The organism is Alcaligenes sp. 13f (genome assembly GCF_020496585.1).
Lineage (GTDB): Bacteria > Pseudomonadota > Gammaproteobacteria > Burkholderiales > Burkholderiaceae_B > Alcaligenes > Alcaligenes phenolicus.
The window spans coordinates 21107-43163 of sequence record NZ_JAHKKC010000010.1; the positions used below are offsets into that span (position 1 = coordinate 21107).

The 22057-nt window shown below is 57.9% G+C and carries 14 protein-coding genes and 1 pseudogene; 13 read left to right on the forward strand and 2 right to left on the reverse strand.

Going from position 1 to position 22057, the window contains the following annotated elements; genetic code table 11:
• The first annotated feature begins 128 nt into the window (after positions 1–128).
• From KOE80_RS10170 to KOE80_RS10230, 13 genes are all read left to right on the forward strand, one after another.
• The gene (locus KOE80_RS10170) at positions 129–992 is read left to right on the forward strand and encodes a phage integrase N-terminal domain-containing protein (RefSeq protein ID WP_226349057.1); all 864 of its coding nucleotides are present in this window, start codon (positions 129–131) and stop codon (positions 990–992) included.
• A 100-nt stretch (positions 993–1092) separates the two neighbouring features.
• On the forward strand, positions 1093–1308 hold the full coding sequence (locus tag KOE80_RS10175; RefSeq protein ID WP_226349058.1) for a helix-turn-helix transcriptional regulator: 216 nt from the start codon (positions 1093–1095) through the stop codon (positions 1306–1308).
• Positions 1305–1817 carry a BREX-3 system P-loop-containing protein BrxF gene (brxF, locus tag KOE80_RS10180; protein WP_226349059.1) on the forward strand — a complete coding sequence of 171 codons (513 nt, stop codon included), beginning with the start codon at positions 1305–1307 and terminating at the stop codon, positions 1815–1817. Before KOE80_RS10175 ends, brxF begins: the two co-directional genes overlap by 4 nt.
• Before the next feature lie 34 nt (positions 1818–1851).
• Positions 1852–5592: a DUF6079 family protein gene (locus tag KOE80_RS10185; RefSeq protein WP_226349060.1), complete on the forward strand. Its 3741-nt coding sequence runs from the start codon at positions 1852–1854 to the stop codon at positions 5590–5592.
• A 21-nt stretch (positions 5593–5613) separates the two neighbouring features.
• Positions 5614–7497, forward strand: coding sequence for an ATP-binding protein (locus KOE80_RS10190; protein ID WP_226349061.1), 1884 nt, complete (start codon positions 5614–5616; stop codon positions 7495–7497).
• Between the two features lie 4 nt (positions 7498–7501).
• The gene (locus KOE80_RS10195; protein ID WP_226349062.1) at positions 7502–8845 is read left to right on the forward strand and encodes a hypothetical protein; all 1344 of its coding nucleotides are present in this window, start codon (positions 7502–7504) and stop codon (positions 8843–8845) included.
• On the forward strand, positions 8838–9497 hold the full coding sequence (locus KOE80_RS10200) for a hypothetical protein (RefSeq protein WP_226349063.1): 660 nt from the start codon (positions 8838–8840) through the stop codon (positions 9495–9497). The genes KOE80_RS10195 and KOE80_RS10200 overlap by 8 nt, the downstream gene beginning before the upstream one ends.
• Positions 9490–12282, forward strand: coding sequence for a DNA methyltransferase (locus tag KOE80_RS10205; protein WP_226349064.1), 2793 nt, complete (start codon positions 9490–9492; stop codon positions 12280–12282). Before KOE80_RS10200 ends, KOE80_RS10205 begins: the two co-directional genes overlap by 8 nt.
• A gap of 22 nt (positions 12283–12304) precedes the next feature.
• Positions 12305–14095 carry an RNA-binding domain-containing protein gene (locus tag KOE80_RS10210; RefSeq protein ID WP_226349065.1) on the forward strand — a complete coding sequence of 597 codons (1791 nt, stop codon included), beginning with the start codon at positions 12305–12307 and terminating at the stop codon, positions 14093–14095.
• 68 nt (positions 14096–14163) lie between these two features.
• Complete coding sequence (locus KOE80_RS10215; protein ID WP_226349066.1) at positions 14164–16905, forward strand: DEAD/DEAH box helicase; 2742 nt, start codon at positions 14164–14166, stop codon at positions 16903–16905.
• Positions 16902–18917, forward strand: coding sequence for a BREX-3 system phosphatase PglZ (gene pglZ / locus KOE80_RS10220; RefSeq protein WP_226349067.1), 2016 nt, complete (start codon positions 16902–16904; stop codon positions 18915–18917). Before KOE80_RS10215 ends, pglZ begins: the two co-directional genes overlap by 4 nt.
• Positions 18914–19636 (forward strand): hypothetical protein, encoded by a 723-nt coding sequence (locus tag KOE80_RS10225; RefSeq protein WP_226349068.1) that lies wholly within the window; start codon positions 18914–18916, stop codon positions 19634–19636. The genes pglZ and KOE80_RS10225 overlap by 4 nt, the downstream gene beginning before the upstream one ends.
• A gap of 16 nt (positions 19637–19652) precedes the next feature.
• Positions 19653–20789 (forward strand): hypothetical protein, encoded by a 1137-nt coding sequence (locus KOE80_RS10230; protein ID WP_226349069.1) that lies wholly within the window; start codon positions 19653–19655, stop codon positions 20787–20789.
• A 201-nt stretch (positions 20790–20990) separates the two neighbouring features.
• On the opposite strand, the gene KOE80_RS10235 is transcribed toward KOE80_RS10230, so the two are convergent.
• Positions 20991–21671 (reverse strand): tyrosine-type recombinase/integrase, encoded by a 681-nt coding sequence (locus KOE80_RS10235; RefSeq protein WP_226349070.1) that lies wholly within the window; start codon positions 21669–21671, stop codon positions 20991–20993.
• 21 nt (positions 21672–21692) lie between these two features.
• A pseudogene (locus tag KOE80_RS10240) lies at positions 21693–22055 on the reverse strand (integrase arm-type DNA-binding domain-containing protein); the annotation flags it as partial.
• Between the last annotated feature and the right edge of the window lie 2 nt (positions 22056–22057).

A 22057-nucleotide genomic window follows, 5' to 3' on the forward strand; every position in this document is an offset into this window, starting at 1 on the left:
ATTCGAGGCCACAGGTGAACTGAGCACCTGGCCCTGGCCCTTCGGGGATCTCGCCTTGGCGAGTTGGCACAAACACTGACCCTTGTACCTCAGCCCCAATAACCGACAACCGATGGAGGGACGCTCCGATGGACGACCTGACCTATACCCTGCGACAACTCTGCCTGCGCAACCGCGACGGCAGCCACGCTACCCAGGCCGACCGGCAGCGCTCGCTGAGTCTGGTCGCTCATCAATTGCGCGAAGCAGGCTTCCGCCAGATGAGTGCCACTTCGTTGAAGGGCAAGCATGTCGAAGCCCTGTTGCGGCGCTGGCAAGCCGAAGGACTGTCGACCGGCACGTTGAAGAACCGTATGGCGCATCTGCGCTGGTGGGCCGAGAAGGTTGGCAAGGCAGGCATCTTGCCGGCAGACAACACCAAGCTTGGCATTCCCGAGCGGCGCTATGTGACCAATGAAAGCAAGGCCAAGGAACTGGGCGACAGGTTGGATAGGGTCACTGATCCTCATGTCCGCATGAGTCTGCGTTTGCAGGCTGCCTTCGGCTTACGGCGAGAAGAATCCATCAAGTTCCAGCCCCGCTATGCGGACCATGGCGACCATATAGCCATCAAGGAATCATGGGCAAAAGGCGGGCGCGATCGGACGGTGCCGATTACGACGCCGGAACAGCGTGCGGTGCTGAATGAGGCACATCGCCTGGCCGGGTCTGGCTCGCTGATTCCGTCGCACAAGACTTACATCCAGCAGCGGCATGTCTACGACGGGCAGTGCAAGGCGGCTGGGTTGAGCAACATGCACGGGCTTCGGCATCGGTATGCGCAGATGCGGTATGAGGTGTTGACGGGATGGAAGGCGCCGGCGGCGGGTGGATCTTCAGTCGGGCGGCTTAGTCCAACGCAACGCATGCAAGACAATCGCGTCCGCCAAACCATCAGCCGCGAGCTGGGGCATGAGCGGGTGCAAATAACGTCCACCTATCTCGGAAAGTAACTATTGGCTCATTTGGATGGACAGCAGGCCCCTTTACTTTGCCATCTCTTGCCAAGTTATGCCAAAATGGCATGTGAAATCCTCAGCCATTGACTCCCTCATGAAAGAACTGCCCGATGAAATCCTCACCTTGGAGGAAGTCGCCGCCTACCTGAAGGCAGGGCGGCGCACTGTTTATCGTCTTGCAGCCAATGGCCAGATTCCAGCCTTCAAACTGGGCGGCACATGGCGCTTTCGCCGCACTGAACTGGATGAATGGATAGCTGCTCGCATAAGTACACAGGGCAAGTCCAACCTGGATGAGGGCGAGTCATGAGCGGCACATTCGCATCATCTGTAGACGGCACCAATTTCCCTGCGCTCGACAAGCTCGAACGACTCATCGGAGAGATCGGCGACCTCAACAGCAAGTTGATCTTGCTGGTCGGCCCCAGCCGCAGTGGCAAGACCCATCTGCTCCGCCAGCTCAGCGCCAAGCTCAACGTCGAGCCGCTCAATGTCGGCTTAGAGCTAGGGCGCCGGTTGGCCGCCACGGCGAACAACAAACGCAGTTTCTCCGCAGGAGAATTGCTGCGTGAGATTGCGCTGCTCGAACCATTCTGGGATCGAACCGCAACACCATTGCTGCTCGACAACTTGGAGTTGTTGTTCGAGCCCAGCCTACAGATCAATCCGCTTGACCTCGTCAGGCGGCTGGCTCACTCCAGACGTGTCGTGGCCGTCTGGCCTGGCGAGCTGCGCGGTGATCGTCTGATCTACGCCGACATGAGCCATCCAGAACATCGTGACTACAGCCAGGACGGCGTGGTCGTACTCGAAATTTGACCGATTTACGAAAGCTGCGGGAAGAGAGAACCATATGGGCACGAATATGAAATACGGAGACCTGATCCAGTTCGAGCAGATTGAGTCAGTCATTCAACTGCTCGATGCCGGACGCCCAGACGAGGCCAAGAAGCTTGTTGCCACCTACGTCATCTCAGACGACATGGCCGAGCGCATCTCCAAGCTTATGGTTCCCCAGCTCAGTTTTGATGATTCGGTCGATCACAAGGGAGTGCTGATCGTCGGCAACTACGGCACCGGTAAGTCGCACTTGATGTCGGTCCTTTCGTTGGTGGCTGAAGACGCCGCGTATGCGCCAATGATTCGCCACCCCAAAGTCGCCGAGGCAGTTGTCTCCATTGCAGGAAAATTCAAGGTTCTGCGCATCGAGGTGGGTGGCCTGCAAATGCCCCTGCGCCAGATCATCACTTTGCAACTTGAGCGTTTCCTAGAAAAGATCGGCGTCGACTACACCTTCCCAACCGCCGACAAGGAGCTCAACAACAAGGACTCCTTCGAGGAGATGATGGCCGCGTTCGCGGAGAAGTTCCCGGACCAAGGTGTGCTGTTGGTGGTCGACGAGTTCCTGGAATACCTCCAGTCCCGTCGCGACCACGAGCTGGTGCAGGATCTGGCCATCCTGCGGCAGATAGGTGAAGTCACCAAGCACCTGAAGTTCCGCTTCGTGGCCGGTGTGCAGGAAGCCATCTTCGACAGCGTGCGCTTCCAGCACGTCGCCGACAGTATGCGCCGCGTCAACGAGCGCTTCACCCAGATCCTGATCGATCGCCAGGACGTCAGCTTCGTCGTCTCCGCGCGTTTGCTCAAAAAGACTGCCGACCAACAGAACAAGATTCGCGAATACCTCACGCCGTTCGCCAAGTTCTACGGCTCCATGAACGAGCGCATGGACGAGTACGTGCGGCTGTTCCCAGTGCATCCCGACTACCTGAAGACCTTCGAGCAGATCCACTTCACCGAAAAGCGCGGCGCGCTCAAGACCATCGAGGCCGCCATGCTGGCCATCCTCGATCAGGAAGTGCCCGCCGACAAGCCGCTGTTCATCAGCTACGAAAGCTTCTGGAACACGATCAAGGCCAACTCAGTCTTGCGCGCCGACCCCAACATCAAGGAGGTGATGCGCGTCTCCGAAGTGTTGGAGTCGCGCGTGCAGCAAGCCTTCACACGCCCAGCCTACAAGGCCATGGCGCTGCGCGTCATCAACGCACTGGCCGTGCACCGCTTGACCATCGGCGGCGACATCCACGTGCCCATTGGCCCCACGGCCGCCGAACTGCGCGATGCCCTGTGCCTGTTCCAGCCAGGCGTGGAGGACATGCCCGGCGATCCAGCCGAGAATCTGCTGTCGATGGTGCAAACCGTGATGCGGGAGGTGCTCAAGACCGTCAACGGTCAGTTCATCTCCAAGGCACCTGACACCGAGCAGTACTACCTCGACCTCAAGAAGGACATCGACTACGACGCGCAGATCGAAAAGCGTGCCGAAGCCCTGTCCGACGACGCTCTGGACCGCGCCTACTACAGCGCCATCAAGGCCCTGATGGAGTGCAGCGACGACCTGCGCTACCCCGGTTTCCAGATCTGGCAGTACCAGATCGAGTGGCAGGAGCGCCGCGTCGAGCGCATGGGCTACCTGTTCTTTGGTGCCCCGAATGACCGGCCCACGGCCCAGCCCGAGCGCGACTTCTACATCTACTTCATCCAGCCCTTCGACAGGCCGAAATTCAGCGATGCCAACCTGGCGGACGAGGTGTTTTTCCGTCTGAAGTCACCCGACGAAGACTACAAACGCTATCTGTCCCAATACGCTGCAGCGCTGGATCTCGCATCCACCGCCAGCGGCGGCGCGAAGGCCGTCTACCTATCCAAAGCCCAGGACTCGCTGCGGTCCATGAGCAAGTGGCTGCAAGAAAAGCAGATGACCGCGTTCGAGGTCACCTACCAAGGCAAGACCAAAACGCTACAGGACTGGGCCAAGGGCGTGTCCCTGCGCGAGCGGGCCCGCCTGGGCCCGGAAGAGCGCATCAACTTCCGCGATGTGGTGAACATCGTCTCTGGTCTGGCGCTGGGCCAGCGCTTTGCCGACATGGCGCCCGAATACCCCACGTTCTCTGTGCTGGTTACCGAAGCCAACCGCAAGCAATTGGTAGGCAACGCGCTGCGCGCACTGGCGGGAGGCACCCGCACCAAGGATGCCGTTGCCATTCTCGATGCGCTGGAACTGCTCGATGGCGATCGCGTTGACCCTGCCAGCTCCCGCTACGCGCAAGAGGTGCTGAGCCGCCTCAAGGCCAAAGGCCACGGCCAGGTGCTCAACCGCAACGAACTGCTGTCGGGTTCATCCGACATCGAGTATTTCGCGCCAATCAAGTACCGGCTGGAGCCCGATCTGCTGATTACCGTGCTGGGCGGTTTGGTCTATTCCGGCGACCTTGTGCTGTCGATCACCGGCGACAAGATCGACTCCGGCAAGCTGGCGCAACTCGCAGAGCGCTCTCTGGAAGAGCTTAAGCAGTTCAAGCATGTCGAGGCACCCAAGGAGATCAACCTCGCCGTGCTGCGCGCCTTGTTCGAATTGTTCGATCTGCCATCCGGCCTGGCTCAGAAGGCCAGCCAAGGCGACACCGAGCCCGTCATCAAGCTGCAGGAGAAAGTCAGCGCGCTGGTGCCGCGCGTGCTCAGGGCCGGCTCCGACCTGCAGCAAGGCAAGCTCGGCTTCTGGGGCCAGAACCTGCTGCGCGAAGAAGAAGCCAAAGATTGGTACGCCCGACTCGACTCGCTGAAAAAGTTCACCGAGTCGCTGACGCCGTACAACACTGTTGGCAAGCTCAAGAACCTGCGCGTCACGCCGGACGATCTGGACAGCCAGAAGAAGAATCTGGAGATCCTCGCCGCCGTTGAGCGTTTGCTCGAACTGGTGGCGGATCTGGGTAGCACGGCGTCTTACCTCTCCCAGGCCGAGATGGTGCTGCCCACCGATCACCCGTGGGTGAAGCAAGCCGAGGCAGCCCGCAAAGCCCTGCAAGATAAGCTGAGCCAGGATCGCACCGCCGAGCACGCATCTGAGTATCGGCAAACGCTGGGCCAGCTCAAGAAGGACTACATCGCCGCCTACATCGCCAGCCACAGCAAGGCGCGGCTTGGCGTGGCCGAAGACAAGACCCGCAATGCCCTGCGCCGCGACGAACGCCTGCTGGCACTGCGCGTATTGGCCGGCGTGTCGTTGATGCCCACCAGCCAGCTCACCGCCTTTGAGGAATCGCTCAACGGCCTGAAAAGCTGCTCCTCGCTGGATGAGCCGACCCTGGTCACGACCGCCGTCTGCCCGCACTGCCAGTTCCGCCCGTCCGCTGAACAACTGGAACTGTTGCCCGCCGCCAACCGCCTGCACAAGCTCGACGATGACCTGGACGAATTGCTGGCCAACTGGCAGCAAACCTTGCTGGAGAACCTGGAAGACCCGTTCACCCAGGAGAGCCTGGGCCTGTTGCCCGCAGCGAGCAAAAAACTGATCGACGCCTTCCTGGCCTCACGCACGCTGCCAGCTCCCTTGACCCAAGAGTTCGCCAACGCCGTGCAAGAGGCGCTATCGGGATTGGAAAAAATTGAGGTCAAGAGCGACGAGATCAAGCAGGCACTGCTGCAAGGCGGCTCGCCCGCCACGCCGGACGACCTGCGCAAGCGCTTCGATGCACTTATCAGCGACCGTAGCAAAGGCAAAGATGCCACCAAGCTGCGCTTCGTGATCGAGTGACGGACCCAATGGAGGAAGGCAATGGATATTGAAACCGCTGGGGCCATCAGGCTGTTTTTCCCCAACCCATCGTTGACATTGGTCTATTTCGAAGCCCTAGCCAATGCGCTGGATGCGGGTGCGACCGATGTGTCCATTGAGATTGATGTGCAGGGATACGACAAGCCTGACACGTTGAAGATCACCGTTACGGACAACGGCGATGGATTCAACGATGAAAACTTCGATCGCTTCAAAACCTTGTTGAAGCCCAGGGACAAGTTCCACAAAGGGATTGGACGCTTGGTGTTTCTCAACTATTTTGATCGCGTTGAAGTTATCAGCATGAGGGACAGGTGGCAGAGGAAATTTGTCTTTAAAGAGGGTTTTGACGACAACGCGCCACTCCAACAGCTTGAGCAAGCACAGGATGCCAAAACAACGCTGACATTCACTGGATTTTCCGGGTCTCGCGTAAAGTCCTATGACAATCTGAGGCCAGATGCCATCAAACCTCTCTTGATTGAGCAGTTCCTGCCAACGCTGGATGCGCGCAAACGTGATGGCAAGGCTTTCAGGATTTGGATCAACCTGAAAACCACGGAGAGCAACCCGCAGAAGGAGTTCTTTCCACATGAGGTGACGATCACACCTGATGATTTGCCTTCAATGACCAAAATTACCATCCAAGATAACTCTCTGGATGCGTTCTCGACCATTGATATGCACTATCACGTTGAGCCGGTTTCCGGCAAAGGGAGCCTGCTCGTCGCCTTCAACATTGATGGCCGGACAATTCCCGTGAACCTGATACCAGCTTCGTCTTTTCCGACGGGCTATATGGGTGTGTTCCTGTTCGAGTCGGAGATGTTTCACTCCAATGCCGACAGCTCGCGCCAAAAGCTGATATTTCCGGACGGTCTCCAAGAAGCGAGTCTTTATCGTGTCTTGCGCCGAGAGGTTGGAAAGATTCTGGCAGACAAGATTCCGAAAATCACAGAGAAGAACGAGAAGGTAAAGGAAAAGTTCGAGGAGCAATTCCCGCACCTCCTGGGCTACTTCGAAAACGATACCGTTGGCTTGATTGATCGTGATGATGCTCTGGAGATCGCGCAGCAGAAGTTCTTCCGTGCTCAGAAGCAGGTGCTGCAATGCGAGACACTGACCGAAGCAGCGTATGAGAAGTCACTGGAACTGTCATCGCGCACGTTGACCGAATACATCTTGTACCGCGACAAGATCATCGGTCGCATGAAGGAAATGACGGCCGACAATGCCGAATCCGAAATACACAACCTTATCGTTCCTAGATTCAAGGAATTTTCGAAAGAAGCCATGCCTTCGGAGGTTTATCAGAACAACGCCTGGTTGCTCGATGACAAGTTCATGGTGTTTCGTACCATCCTGAGCGAGCAACGGATGGATACCGTCGTCAATGCCATACGGCTTGATGAAGAAAGCGAGAAGGATGCAGGCAGGCCAGATATTGCCATGATCTTCTCCGCCGATCCAAAAGATGCCGGCGCAGTGGACGTAGTCGTCATCGAAATAAAGAAGAAAACGGACGATGAAAAAGAAAACCAATATGCCATCAATCAACTGCTTGATCGGGCGGTAAAACTGACGGCACATTGCCCCAACATTCAGAGAGTCTGGTACTACGCCGTCATCCAGATCAGCGACACGATGGGAATTCGGCTGCGCCAGCAAAATTGGGCGCCACTGTTCTCCATGGGCAAGCTTTACTACCAGGAATTCAGAACCGAACGACCGGATGGAACTGTGGTTCCGACTCCCACTTTCGTCGTGTCCTTCGATGCCATCGTGGCAGATGCCGAAAGCAGGAACCACACATTCCTCGAAATCTTGCGCAATGGCATGAGGGAATACGCCGCACAACAGGCCACAGGCCAGACAGGCAACTAGTCAAATGGCCAAGGCAAGCGGCTTCGCCGTATTCCTCATGAAAGATCGGATGGACACATTCCGTGAATGTGTGGCCGAAGAGCGGACGTTTGCCGAGCCTGTCGCCGACTTTCAACACAGCCGAACAGCACCACTGGTTTGCTTTGTGGTTAATGCTGGGAAGTTGACGCACATTGGCCTGGGACGTCGCGGCGTGCGCGCTGGTACGGGCTTGAGCCGACTGAACATCGACAAAGCGGAAGAACTGTCGGAGCCAATATCAGTTCGGAAGCTGCTCAACCGCTTGCCGAAGCGTAACGCAGCATCCATCCGCAAACGGTTCCAGTCGGGCGGTTTATTGACCGAGAAAGGCTTCTCCGCTGTTGTCGAAACCCTCCGCCAGCTTGCGCCCCAAGCCAGCACCTTGCTGGATCGGTTCAGTGAAACCAGAACTGCCCGCATCCGGCGATTGCCAGACAAGGCAAGGGAGAACCTGGCACAGCAGAAAGAAGCTGTTCTGACGGCGCTGTCGATTGCCGGACTCAGCCGCGACCCTGTTCAGGAGTGGGCGCCCTCGGACAAAACACCGGTCTCCTTTCTGGACGGCTTGCCCAGCGTTCGGCTGCGCGAAGATCTGATGGTGGTCAACGACCTGCTAAACCTACCGGGCTTTGAGGTAGTCAAGACCTACCCCTATGGCGCAGCGGTATTCGAGTCGGAGGAAACGTCGGAACGCCTCACCGTCATTCTTGCCAATCGCCTTCCGCTCGAAGAGCAAACCGGCACCGATCTCATCTACTTCAACGAAACCTACCAGAGCTTTGTCATGGTCCAGTACAAGGCGATGGAGCGCGAAGACAGGCGCAACAGGCCAGCCGAAGCCGTCTATCGCTTGTCCGACGCGCAGTTGAAGGAAGAAATCGACCGCATGGATGCCATGCTCGGCACGTTGAAGGCATGTGCGCCCAACACCGACATTGGCGGCTACCGGCTGACCGAAAATCCGTTCTTTCTCAAGCTCTGCTCCCGGCTTGTATTCAACCCGGATGACGTGGGCTTGGTGCCGGGCATGTACCTGCCGCTGGATTACTGGAAGCTATTGGAGAACGACCCCGGCATCCAGGGGCCGAGGGGTGGTCTGCGGATCACCTACGAAAACGCAAAGCGTCATTTCGACAACACCGCATTTACCACCGTGGTGTCCAAGGCGTGGGTGGGTACGACACCCAGTCAGTCGCAGGTGCTTCGAGACGTCATTCGAGTAACTCTGGAAACGGGTAAAGCGGTAGCCATTGCGATCAAGCCGAAAAAGCCCGACGAACCCCGAGACGATGATCAAGAAGTAGAAGAGGAAACACTCAATGAATGATGTCGCCTCATTAATGATGCCTGCGAACTTGCCGGAGTGGCTGACACTGGTCAACGTCCTGTTGACCGCGATATTTGCAGGACTCACGTTTTTTATCCTGCGCGCCAACCGCGCGGCAGTTGGTGCCATGCGTGAGCAGATGGCAGATCAGAATCGTCCATTTGTCGCCGTGACTGTGCAGGTGCGCATGGGCACACCTGTCATCCAGTTGCTGATCAAGAATGTGGGACGTTCGCCTGCGCAGAATCTTCGGCTACGCCTGGATCGAGATTTCTTTCAGTTTGGCGAGCGAGTTGACCGTCGCAACCTCGCCAAGCAATCTGCCTTTTCGCAATCTATCGACTGCCTGCCGCCAATGTCGGAGCTGCTGTTCGATCTTGGAGTGGGCTTCGATATATTTGCAAACGGAGCTGATCCCGCGATTTGCCCACATACGTTCCAAGTATCTGCCGAATACGAGTATGGGAAAAACAAGTACAGCGAAAAGACCCACGTAGATCTCCGCCCCTACATCGGCACCAGTGTGCCCAAGCATCCTGTGGTGGAAGAACTGGAGCGGATTCGACAGTCCATCGACAAACTGACTGCCACAGTCAAGCAGTCTGCGAGCGCGGCAATCAAGGCTCAAATCGCCGAGGAAAAAAATGACTGATCTATTTAGTACTTCACAACAAAACTCTGGCCCAGTTGAATGTCTCGGGCAGACGTTCCCAAGTGATGAGGCTCGCCGCGAGCATTACTTGAAGCTGCTTGCCGAGAAACTCAAAGATCCTGATTTCCGGAAAATCGAAGGTTTTCCTATCGGCTCGGATGAAGAAATCCTGGCGCTTTCAGACCCACCGTACTACACGGCGTGTCCCAATCCGTTTATCGAGGATTTCGTCCGGCACTACGGCAAGCCCTACGATGCATCTGTTCCGTACAGCAAAGAGCCCTTTGCCGCAGATGTCAGCGAAGGAAAGAACGACCCGATTTACAACGCGCACAGTTACCACACGAAAGTGCCGCACAAGGCAATTATGCGGTACATCCTGCACTACACGCAGCCTGGCGATGTGGTCTTTGATGGATTTTGCGGCACTGGAATGACCGGCGTTGCCGCTCAGCTTTGTGGTGATAGATCGGTTGTTACTTCACTTGGCTACCGGGTTGAAGTAGATGGAACGATCCTCGAACCACGTCAAGAGGATGGAAAAACAACTTGGCGGGCGTTCTCGAAAATCGGTGCACGGCACGCGGTATTGAATGATCTGTCTACTGCGGCAACTTTCATTGCGTACAACTACAACACTCAGGTCGACGCGCTGGATTTCGACGCACAGGCCAAAAGAGTCCTAGGGGAGATCGAAAAGAACCTCGGATGGATGTACGAGACCAAACATATTGATAGCACGATCAAGGGACGAATTAATTACACGGTTTGGTCAGATGTTTTCACATGTCCAGAGTGCGCGGGCGAAGTAGTGTTTTGGGATGCGGCTGTTGATCAGGTGGGAAAGCAGATCCTTGATGAATTCAAGTGCCCGCATTGTTCTGCGCAGATCACCAAGCGAAGCTTGGATCGTGCATGGATAACTTTATTTGATGAGTCACTCAAGCAGACAGTTCGTCAGGCAAAACAGGTTCCGGTACTAATAAACTACAGTGTAGGTAAGTCCAGATTCGAGAAGGCGCCAGATGAATTTGATCTTCAACTGGTTGAAAAGATCGCCTCTAAACCAATTAGTGACTGGTATCCTTCAGAAAGGATGATGGAGGGTGGTGAATCGCGTAGAAATGACCCTATAGGCATGACGCATGTTCATCATTTCTTTACGCAAAGAAATCTTCACGTCATTTCAAGGCTAATGCGCCAGATGACTGAAGAAGCTGCGTCTCCCCTCCTGAAGTTGGCGTTGCTCGATTGTTTTTCTGTGCTGACGCGGATGTCTCGTTTTCGCGCTCCAGCATGGTTCGACAAATCGACAGGGCCTATGAAGGGTTGGACCGCTGGAACCTTGTACGTGCCTTCGCTCCAGGGCGAGCAAAATGTATTCAATGCTTTTGCCGAGAAAGTCGAAATGATTCGACGCGCCTACAAAGCAGCGCTAAAGAGTCAGTGCGTTACTACCGGCCATAACGCATTGATAACTATGCCGGAAAACAGTGCTGACTATGTATTTTTCGATCCACCTTTCGGAGCGAACATCAACTACTCGGAGCTGAATTTCCTGTGGGAGTCCTGGCTAAAAGTAATAACCAACAACAAGCCAGAGGCGATTGAAAATAAGTCGCACAAGAAAAGTCTCGATGACTACAGGCATCTCATGACCGCCTGCTTTGCAGAAGCCTATCGAATTCTAAAGCCCGGGCGCTGGATGACCATCGAGTTCTCTAATACGCAGGCATCAGTGTGGAATGCGATTCAGATTGCTCTTCAGGAGGCGGGATTTGTTGTCGCCAATGTTTCTGCTCTAGACAAAAAGCAAGGAAGCTTTAAAGCGGTCACTACAACAACCGCTGTGAAGCAAGATCTCGTGATTTCAGCCTACAAGCCAAATGGTGGTCTTGAGGAGCGTTTCGCCAGAGCCGGCGGCAGTGAGGAGTCAGTGTGGGATTTCGTGCGAACGCACCTGAGCTATCTGCCAACTGTCAAGGTCAAGGCTGGTGATCTTGAGTTTATCGCTGAGCGCGATCCTCGGATCATCTTTGATCGGATGGTGGCTTGGTTTGTACGACACAACTTCCCGGTTCCCATGTCCACCCATGAGTTCCAGGCTGGCCTTACCCAGCGCTTTGCGGATCGCGATGGGATGGTGTTCTTGCCGGATCAGGTTGCCGAGTACGACAGGAAACGAGCCCAGGTTGCCCAAGCGCCCCAAATGGAGATGTTCGTTTCCGACGAGCGTAGTGCGATTGATTGGCTCACCGACTTCTTGAAACGCCGCCCGTCAACCTATCAAGAGGTCCACACCGACTTCATAAGCCAGCTCGGGGCAGGTTGGAAGAAGCACGAATCGAAGCCGGAACTTGCCGCCCTGCTCGAAGACAACTTCATTCAGTACGACGGCACAGGTGATGTGCCAAGCCAGATCCACAGCTACCTCTCGACCAACCACAAGGATTTGCGGGGTTTGGAGAAGAGCAGTCCAGCCCTTGTGGCGAAAGCCAAGGACCGCTGGTACGTGCCCGACCCGAACAAAGCGCAAGACCTGGAGAAAAAACGCGAGAAGGCCTTGCTCAAGGAGTTCGATCAGTATCGGGCATTCACGGGGCGGCGTCTGAAGGAGTTCCGCCTGGAAGCGCTGCGCGCTGGTTTCAGAACGGCATGGGGCAATAAGGACTATCAGACGATCATCGACATCGCTTCCAAAGTGCCCGACGCGGCTCTTCAAGAGGACGAAAAGCTGCTGACGCTGTACGACCTCGCCTTGACCCGTACCGAGGACGGTATCTGATGACCCCACGCGGAGCCGCTCGATGAATCAGGATGAACTACTGGCACGACTCAATGGTATCGAATGGAACGATTTCGAGTGCAAGAAGGCGCAGCGTGCCGTGCCGGAAGATGCCTACAAAACCGTTTCTGCTTTTGCCAATACGGCAGGCGGCTGGCTGGTGTTTGGCGTCAGTGAGGCCAATGGCCGGCTGGAAGTGACCGGCGTTGAAGAGCCGGACAAGGTTCAGAACGATTTTCTGGCGGTGTTGCGTGGTGGGCAAAAGCTGAACCGGGTGATCAGGGTAACGCCCCATCGCTTTGAGCTGGAAGGCAAGCATGTGTTTGCCTTCCACATCCCGGAAATGCCGCGCCTGGAGAAGCCGGTTTACCTCAAGGGCGACCCGCGCCAGAGTTATTTGCGACGTGGCGCTGGCGACGAACAGTTCACCCAAAGCGAACTGGAGCGTTTTTTACGTGACGCGGCACAAGAGCGGTATGACGGCACGGTGCTGACCGAGCTTGCTGCGGACGCCTGCTTTGATCTGGATACCGTCAAGTGGTATCAGGCCCAGTTTGCCCGGCGTAACCCTGAGCACGCCGAGATCACCGATCCGATTGCCTTCCTGCTGAACTGGAATTTTGTGGTCGAGCAAGGCGGCAAATTGCACCCCACTCGTGCGGGCGTGCTGCTGTTTGGCACGGGCCGTTTTGTACGCCAGATTCTGCCTAGACCGGTGCTGGATTACCAGCGTATCGACACACCCTTTGACCAATGGTCTGCTGAGCAGCGCTGGCATGACCGCTATGTGTTCGAGGAGAACATCTTTCAGACTTGGCAGGGCCTGGTGGCGCGCTACATGCGCATTGCCGAGCATCCGTTCTCGCTCGACCCGACGACGCTGCGGCGCAACGATGACCCGCCCGACTATGTGGCCTTCCGTGAAACGGCCATCAACCTGCTGATCCACCAGGACTATGGTGACCACGGGCGCAAGGCCTCCATCAAGTTGTTTACCGACCGCACGGTGTTCTGGAACCCCGGCGATGCCTTTGCGACCGAAGCCGAGCTGTTGGATCCCACTGAAAAGGAAGTGCGCAACCCGGCCATCGTGAAGGCGTTTCGCCGCATTGGTTTGTCGGATCAGGCGGGCACCGGCATTCGCGCCATTTTCCGCAACTGGCATGAACTGGGGCGTACCCCACCCCAGTTGAAAAACGACAAGGCGCGCAAGGATTTTGAGCTGGTGCTGATCAACAAGCCCTTGGTCACCGAGGCCATGCAGCGCTTGCGCCAAACCCTGGGGGCGAACTTGACGCCCGAGCAGGCGGATGTGCTGGCTTTGTCGTTGTCGCTACCAGAGGGCGAGCCGCTCACCCTCACGGCGATCCGCAGCCTGGGTATCAGCACCACCCAGCAAGCCCGTGCGGTGGCTGACCATCTGGTGCGGCAGCAGTTGCTCGATCCGCTCAGCGAGACCCAGTTTCAAGCCCGCGAGGCAATTCGCCAGCGCTTTGCCCAAGAGGCGCAAGCGCAGGCCAGGGACCAAGCCGGGGCCAAGTCGGGACCAAGTCGGGACCAAGTCGGGCTTAAGTCGGGACTCAGTGCCGAGCAACACACGATGTTGTCGCAAATGACCGATGAACACGATGTTGCCACCTTGATGCAGTGGGTCGGACGCAGCAACAGGAGCAAGTTCCGCGAGGTGGTGCTGACACCTTTATTGGCCTTGGAACTCGTCGAAATGACCGTCCCTGACAAGCCCAACAGCAGCAAACAACGCTATCGCCTGACCGCACAAGGCAGAGCACTGCGCGATGAGGTGGGCCAATGACGCAAACCGAGCGCAGCTTCTCTATTGGCGATTGGTGTTGGTTCACCCGGCAGGCGTCGCCGTGCCGCGTGATCGAGCGGCAAGATGTGTGGGGCGAGGTGGCCTACCGCGTGTGGTTGCCCGCCAAGGATGCGGTGGTGCGTGCCCGAGCGTTGGACCTGGCCTCGCTGGAAAGTGTGCGGCCGAGCGTGGAGCAGATTCTGCACACCACGGCAGCCGCCAAACTGCTGGATGCACTGGAAGACAACCTGCTGCTGGCACCCATCCAGTCCAGCGTGGTGCCGTTGCCGCATCAGCTCTATGCGCTGAACCGCGCCATCAGCCGCGATCGCATCCGCTACCTGCTGGCCGATGAGGTGGGCTTGGGGAAAACCATTGAGGCTGGATTGGTGCTGCGCGAATTGAAGTTGCGTGGCCGGGTGAAGCGCATTCTGGTGGTGGCGCCCAAGGGGCTGGTGCGCCAATGGCAGGCGGAAATGCGTCTGCACTTTGGTGAGACGTTTCAGTTCATCGAACCGTCCGAGCTGGCTGCTTTCCGCCAGTGGCGCAGCGGCGGCGCGGGTGAGGAAGACAACCTGTGGCGCATGCACGATCAGGTGATTTGTTCGCTGGATTCCGTGAAGCCCATGGAAAGTCGGCGTGGCTGGAGTCTGGAGCAGCTCAATACCTACAACCGAGAGCGCTTCGAGGATTTGATTTCGGCGTCGTGGGATTTGGTCATCATTGACGAAGCCCACCGCATGGGTGGCAGCACCGAGCAGGTCGCTCGCTACAAGTTGGGTGCGGCGCTGGCCGAGGCGTCACCGTATCTTTTGCTGCTATCGGCCACGCCGCACCAGGGCAAGACAGATCAGTTCATGCGCTTGATGCAGTTGCTGGACCGCGAAGCGTTCCCGGATGAAGGCAGCGTCAATCGTGAGCGCGTGCGGCCGTTCGTGATCCGTACCGAAAAGCGTGCATCGATCAACGCCGAGGGCCAGCCGCTGTTCAAGCCTCGTGTGACCCGGTTGCAGGCGGTGGCCTGGCAGGCGCGACACGGCGCACAGCAACGTCTGTACGAGGCAGTGACCGACTATGTGCGCCACGGCTACAACCAGGCATTGGCCGCCAAACAGCGCCATATCGGTTTCTTGATGATTCTGATGCAGCGGCTGGTCACATCCAGTACGGCGGCCATTCGCACCACACTGGAAATGCGCCAAGCGCTGCTCGATGCGCCGCAGCCCCAGGCCAATCTGTTCGAGAACACCAGTACCGACGAATGGGCGGACCTGGATGGCCAGTCACAGGTGGATCTGGCCATGCAGTCCAGCGGTTGGGAGATGGAGAAGTCCGAAGTCGAGATGTTGCTGGAGCTGGCGCGGGAAACCGAGGCTGCTGGTACGGATGCCAAGGCTGAGGCGCTACTGGAGCTGATCTACAAGCTGCAGCAGGAAGAAGGCGACCCGTTGCTGAAGGTGCTGATCTTCACCGAGTTCGTGCCCACGCAAGCGATGCTGGCCGATTTCCTGGATAGCCGCGGCTTCTCGGTGACGGCGCTCAATGGCAGTAGGGATCTGGAAACCCGCACCCGTGCGCAGCAGGCGTTCTCCAGTGATGTGCGCGTGCTGATTTCGACGGACGCTGGTGGCGAAGGCCTGAACCTGCAGTTCTGCCATGTCATCGTCAACTTTGACATGCCGTGGAACCCCATGCGGATCGAGCAGCGCATTGGCCGGGTGGATCGTATCGGCCAAAAGCATGTGGTGCGCGCCATCAACTTCGTGCTTGAAGACACCGTCGAGCATCGTGTGCGTCAGGTGCTGGAGGAAAAGCTGGAAGTCATCGCGCAGGAGTTCGGCGTCGATAAGGCGGCCGATGTGATGGATTCGGTCGAGGCTGACCCGATTTTCGACGAACTGTTCGTGCGCGGCTTGCAGAACCCGAACGCCATCGAGCAGGAGTGCGATGACGCGGTGTCTCAGTTGCGCTCTACCTTGGCGGACTCAAAGAAGTCCTCCGACTTGCTCACCACCGAACACGATCTGGATGCCGATGATGCCCGCAAATGGCGCGACCACCCGGCGCAGTTCTGGCTGGAACGTGCCATCACCAGCGGGCTGGCTGTGCGCGGTGGCTCGGCAACGAAGGCTGGCAAGGCGTGGCGGGTGAAATGGGCGGACGGCAGCGAATCGGTACAGGCCTGCTTTGACGCCCGCTCGGCGGATGAGAACCCGGAGCTGGAATGGATCACCATGGAAGACCCGCGCGCCCGGGCGGTGATCAGCGAGCTGCCGCGTTTTGTCGCCGGGCAGCCGCTGCCGGTCATCCGCGTCACCGGCTTGCCGGATTCGGTACGCGGCATCTGGTCGCTGTGGGAGATCAGCCTGGCGGCTGAGGGCCTGAGCCGCAAGCGCTTTTTGCCCGTGTTCATCAATGAGGAAGGCCGCCCCTTCGTACCGACCGCCAAGCGCGTGTGGGATTTGCTGCTGACTGAAACGGTAAACGTGCATGCGGTGACCGGCACCGAGGCGTCGGCGAAGTGGTTTGAGGCATCCCATGCTGCGGCCAGTACCCAGGGTGAACGGATCTTCACCGAACTGCTGGCCGAACACCGCGCTCGGTTGAAGGAAGAACGCGAGCGTACGCTGTATGCCTTCGAGGCCCGAGGCCAGGCTATCGGGCGAATTGGCCTGCCTGCCGTGCGCGAGCACCGCCGCAAGCGGCTGCAACAGGAACACGAGGCCCGCATGGCCGCATTGGACGACATGGAGGTCAGTGTGCCGGATTTGAACGCCATGATGATGGTGCGCGTCGGAGGTGAGGCATGAGCCTGTGGACGGAACGCATCCTGAGCCACTTCACCGCCGATCTCACCCGGTTGTGGGTGGCATGCGACCCCGATGATGTACTGCTGGACGAAAAGCTGCTGTCTGAGCTGCGCAGCCGGGGCTTCGAGCTGATGCTGTACGAAGACCCGTTTGCCTTCCGTGCGGAGTACGAAGAGCGCTATCGCGCAGCATGGGATCGGGGTGACCCAGGGCCTGCATCTTCGCTGGTTTTGCATTTACGCAGTGCCGATGCGAATGCCTTGCCGTGGGACATCGTGCATCACGGACGTGTGGTTCGGCTCAGCCTTGCTGAAATTTTTCCCAGGCTGGCATACAGCGCGGTGCAGCAAGTCGAGCCAGAGCATTTTGCCGAGCTGTTTCAGGCTCATCAGACTGAGCTGCAGTCGGCTCGGGGTGAAAACGAGTCGAAGGACTTCATCCTCGAACACGTCTACCAGTTTGCGTCCCGATCTATCCGTAACCCGGTGGACTTCTGGCGTGAGCTGCTGCGAATGCACTTCGCCAACCGTTCGTTGCCACCCCTGTTCGCCCAACACGCGGCAAGCATCATTCAAGGCAAGGGCTTGTTCGCGAAATTTCCCGTCGCCACATGGCTGACCTCCAAAAGTGCGCTGCTGCGCGTAGTGCAGGATGCGTGGTATCGCTACCTGTCGAAATTGGGGTTGGATGGCACCCGTACAGGGGAGCCGTCACCACCTGACTATGTGGCTAAGATCGAGATTCCGTTTGACCACTCCGATGTGCAGGTGCTGGTCGATTCCATGTTTCTCGACGGCAGCTTGCATCCGCTGGCGGTTCACAGCGTTCCGGCGGAGATGCCGAGTTGGGTCAAGGCCGGGGTCGTCCAGGACCCGGCGGCGTTGCAAGCCTTGGTACTCAAAGGCATCGATGGCCTGATCGAGACAACGCCAACGGCAGCCTCTTCACACAAAGATTGGAGCGAATTCGCCAAGCGCTACGGTGAGATCCAGGCCCGCACGCATGGGCTACCAGGCACGGAAGTCAGCGGACATCTCACGGCAATTCAAGATCGCATCAAGACCCTGCAGGCGCAGTCAGACGAGCATCTGCAAGCCTGGGTGGCAGCCAAGCATTACGCCGACCTGATCCTGCAACCAGTGACCAAAGGCCCGGTGATGGTGCACCACGTTCCGCGCTTTTTGCGTCATCGGCGATCCGCTGGGGAAACCAAGCTGGCTTTGCTGGTTTTTGACGGGTTGGCCTTTGACCAGTGGGTGCAGATTCGCGAGCACCTGAGCGCCACCACAAAGCGATTCGCGTTTGACGAGGGCGCTGCGTTTGCATGGTTGCCGACAGTGACATCGGTATCACGCCAGGCGTTGTTCTCTGGCCTGAAACCGCGCGAGTTCGAGGATTCCATCGACCGAACGGACAAAGAGGAATCCTTGTGGAAGACGTTCTGGCAGAACGAGGGCGTCAACTCGAATGAGGTGATGTACCGACGCGCGCTGCGCCAGGTTGATCAACTGGACGTGCTTGAGGCTGTCTTGAACGACCGCCGTCCGAAGGTGGTAGGCCTCGTCATTGATGAGGTGGATGAGCGGCTCCACAAGGAGCGATCCAAGAAAGACGTGGCAATGTGGATCGGCAACTGGCTAACGACCGGTTTTGTTGACCGGCTGTTTTCGATGCTGCTGGACAAGGGCTATCACATCTACCTCACGGCGGATCACGGCAACGTGGAGGCCACTGGCGTTGGCAGGCCCAACCAGGGCGTGATTGCCGAAACGCGCGGCGAGCGCGTGCGGGTCTACCGGAGTGAGCCATTGCTGATTGATTCAGCAGTGGCCTGTCCCAATACCGTCCGATTGGACGTCGCAGGCCTTCCTGCGAACTTCATGCCGCTGTTCGCAGGCGGACGAACAGCCTTTGTGCCGGCGGGCGACCAAGTGGTCGTCCACGGCGGGGTATCGGTCGAAGAGTTGATCGTGCCCTTTGTGAAAGTCAGTTATTTGATAGGTAACGAATGAACGCATCAGCCCCGCAAATCGGCTTTGATCGGTTCATTCAGCTTGATTGGGCAGCCGCAGCACTGAATGTTCGTACAGGTGTGGCTGGGCTAGATGATCTGAATGCACTGCTCGACGCCAGCGAGCTTGGCGTAGAAGCCAAGAAGAAAACCCGCACCGTACTGAACCGGCTGTGGCTGGAGCCACGCGCCGAGCTGGTGGATTACGCAGATAGCGGCATGGCCATCCACAAGGCGCAGCCGGACATTCCGGTCGCCGCGCTCTGCTGGGGCATGGCCGTGGCCACCTACCCATTCTTCGGCAAGGTGGCCGAACTGGTGGGTCGCCTGTCCGCCATCCAGGGCGATTGTGCATCCGCCGAGGTTCACCGGCGCATGAGTGAAACCTATGGCGAGCGCGAAGGCACCCGGCGCATGACCAACATGGTCATCCAGAGCCAGGCGAGCTGGGGCGCAGTAGAACGCGTGGAAAAAGGTAAGCGCGTGATCCGGCTTGCCCCAACCGTGATCGACAACGACGAACTCACGGCATGGCTGATCGAGGCGGCAGTGCGCTACTCCGGCAAGCCTGTTTCGCTGCCCAGCCTGCAGTCGCTGCCAGTGCTGTTCCCGTTCACCCTGACGCAGCCATTGGGCTACGTGGTGTCGAACAGTGCGAGTCTGAGCCTTCGTGCGGAAGGACCGAGTAACCAGTTCGTGGCGCTGCGCAGCATGATATGAGAACGAGATCTGGACAATGACGGCATCGAATCCACCGCCTGGCGAAGAGCCTAAGAAGAAGTCACTGAAGCTGCTGCTTCGCTCGAAGCCAGCCACGGATGTGGAGACAGCAGCTGGACGAATCTACCTGTATCCCCTGCGTGTGCGAGACATGACCGATTTCGAGAAGCTCGAACCCGGCGATGCTGTCAGCCAGATCAGGGCTTTCCTGCCGAGCATTGGCAGCTTGACCGTCGAATCCGACGAAGCACCGGAGCGCATCCCGCTTGATGCCGCGATTGTTGCTGGTCTACCGAACGACGAGATTGAGCGGATTGCTGACGCCTATGTGCAGTCGCCAGCATGGCAGACGACCCGCGAAAACTCACAAGAGCGGAAACCTGCCGTGCGAGAAACGCGTGAAACGGCGTCGGCCTATCTGGTGCGACTACTCAAGGCTGAAGTCGATGACTATCGCCAGAGCGCGAAGCGATTGCACGAGTCGTTGCTCGGTTCCAGCCGTGGCCTTTTCGATCAAGTCCGTAAGAGCACGTCGGCCTTAGGGTCAACCTTGAGCGCCTACGACGAGCTGACGAAATTCGTAAAGCCGGTACCACTCGAAATCCATCCTATTCAAACGGATCGTTTCAGCAGGGTAAACGATCTACTGGCAGAACAAGCGCGCGAGCGTGCGGAAGAGCGCGCCGAAGAAATGGAGTTGACGCGCCTGACGGGACAGATGACCGCAGAGTCAGCCAAGACCCTCAAGGACTTGGCGGAGGCAGCAACGACTCTGATGGAGCAGATGGACGAACGTGACCGAAGAACCGATCAGTCCACGCGTAAGCAGATCACTATCGCGGTGTGGTCGGTTGGCAGCTCGGCGGTCTTGGCCTTGTTTGCCTTGATCGTCTCTGGTTTCGCTTACGTTCAAGACCGGGAAAGCAGTTCCTCCGAGGATCAGTGGCAAATAAAGCTGCTGACAGCCATCGAGCAAGGGAATCAGCAGCGTTCTGCTGCAGAACACGAGAACAAAACGCTTCGAGAACAAGTACACGTCCTTGGGGAACGTATCTCGGAGCTGGAAGCAGCTCAACGCGCCGCCGCTACCAAAAAGCCAGAAGGCCCTATGTCTCCTCATGCGGCTACGGACAGCAGTGCTGCACAGCAATAGATAATCGGCTGCAATCTTCCTTTCTTGTTTGACTATGCCAAATTCAAGAATGGGGTGTTTGGCGGCTGATCATTGAGTATCGAGCCGTATTCGCTTTTTGCTCAATGGATCTCAAAAAGGAAAGGAAAGGTAAGGTAATGGAGGCCAAGGGGCAACGGCTCTACCTAAAAAAGGAAAAGGCCGCCAGCGCCCCGGCCGGACTCACACCACCAAATTGGCCGATGGCGCCAACCCGTCAATGTAATCCGCCCACGCCTGCAGCATCTCCCGCCGCTGTTCAGCGTACTCAGCCCGGTTGTACACGCCACGCACGCCGCCGATGGTGTGGTTCAGCGCCTTTTCCACCACATCCGAAGGCCAGCCCTGTTCGTGCAACAGCGTCGAGGCGGTGCGCCGCAGGTCATGGATGGTGAAAGCAGGGATCTGCTGCCCCTGCAATGACACCTTCAGCGCCTGATTCAGCGCATTGCTGGCGAAGGGCTTGGCCAGGGTGCCACGCCCCGGCAACACCCAGTCGCTGCTGCTGGCCAGTGGCTTGAGTTCCTTGAACAGCGTCTGCGCCTGGGTGGACAGGTAGACGATGTGCGGTTTGCCGGTCTTGGAGTTTTCGACCGGGATGTGCCATTCGCCTTCGTCCAGATGCACGTCCTTCCACTGCGCCAGCATCAGCTCGGACTTGCGCACCAGGGTCATCAGGATCAACTGGAAGGCGATCTTGAACTGGCGGCGGATGTTGGAAGTCTGCATGGCGCGCAGGAACTGCCGGATTTCGTCCGGCGTCAGCGCCCGGTCGCGGGCGGCGGCGCGGTAGACGTGCCGTATTGGCAGGGCCATGACCGGGTTGGCCTGGATCAGGCCGCAGGTCAGCGCGTAGTCAAGCATGCGCTTGAGCAGGCCGCGTACCTAGCCGGCGGCGGCATCGAAGCCTTGTTCCTTGTTGCGCCAGATAACGCCGCGCATGTCCTCGGCGGTAATGTTCCGGACCGGTTTGCTGCCGATGTGCGGCAGGAAGTCCTTCTCCAGGTAGCGGCGAGGCATGGTCACATTCTTGCGGTCGCGTGACTGGATGTCCTTGAAGAAGCTTTTGGCGAAGTTGGCCATGGTGGTGTCTTCTGCGCCAGTCACTTTCTCCTGCTGTTTCCTCTTTGCCGGCGACTGACCAATCGCCACTTGATAAGCCGCCTCATCCCGCTTCAGGCGAGCGTTTTTCAGGGTAAGGGTCGGGTACTTACCGAGTGTGAGTTTTTCCCGTTTGCCATCCAGCCGAT

What these genes read in the sequence shown, in the direction of transcription:
- KOE80_RS10170 (WP_226349057.1), top strand. Translation starts at nt 129, where the DNA reads ATGGACGACCTGACCTATACCCTGCGACAACTCTGCCTGCGCAACCGC.
- KOE80_RS10175 (WP_226349058.1), top strand. Translation starts at nt 1,093, where the DNA reads ATGAAAGAACTGCCCGATGAAATCCTCACCTTGGAGGAAGTCGCCGCC.
- brxF (WP_226349059.1), top strand. Translation starts at nt 1,305, where the DNA reads ATGAGCGGCACATTCGCATCATCTGTAGACGGCACCAATTTCCCTGCG.
- KOE80_RS10185 (WP_226349060.1), top strand. Translation starts at nt 1,852, where the DNA reads ATGGGCACGAATATGAAATACGGAGACCTGATCCAGTTCGAGCAGATT.
- KOE80_RS10190 (WP_226349061.1), top strand. Translation starts at nt 5,614, where the DNA reads ATGGATATTGAAACCGCTGGGGCCATCAGGCTGTTTTTCCCCAACCCA.
- KOE80_RS10195 (WP_226349062.1), top strand. Translation starts at nt 7,502, where the DNA reads ATGGCCAAGGCAAGCGGCTTCGCCGTATTCCTCATGAAAGATCGGATG.
- KOE80_RS10200 (WP_226349063.1), top strand. Translation starts at nt 8,838, where the DNA reads ATGAATGATGTCGCCTCATTAATGATGCCTGCGAACTTGCCGGAGTGG.
- KOE80_RS10205 (WP_226349064.1), top strand. Translation starts at nt 9,490, where the DNA reads ATGACTGATCTATTTAGTACTTCACAACAAAACTCTGGCCCAGTTGAA.
- KOE80_RS10210 (WP_226349065.1), top strand. Translation starts at nt 12,305, where the DNA reads ATGAATCAGGATGAACTACTGGCACGACTCAATGGTATCGAATGGAAC.
- pglZ (WP_226349067.1), top strand. Translation starts at nt 16,902, where the DNA reads ATGAGCCTGTGGACGGAACGCATCCTGAGCCACTTCACCGCCGATCTC.
- KOE80_RS10225 (WP_226349068.1), top strand. Translation starts at nt 18,914, where the DNA reads ATGAACGCATCAGCCCCGCAAATCGGCTTTGATCGGTTCATTCAGCTT.
- KOE80_RS10230 (WP_226349069.1), top strand. Translation starts at nt 19,653, where the DNA reads ATGACGGCATCGAATCCACCGCCTGGCGAAGAGCCTAAGAAGAAGTCA.
- KOE80_RS10235 (WP_226349070.1), bottom strand. Translation starts at nt 21,671, where the DNA reads ATGCTTGACTACGCGCTGACCTGCGGCCTGATCCAGGCCAACCCGGTC.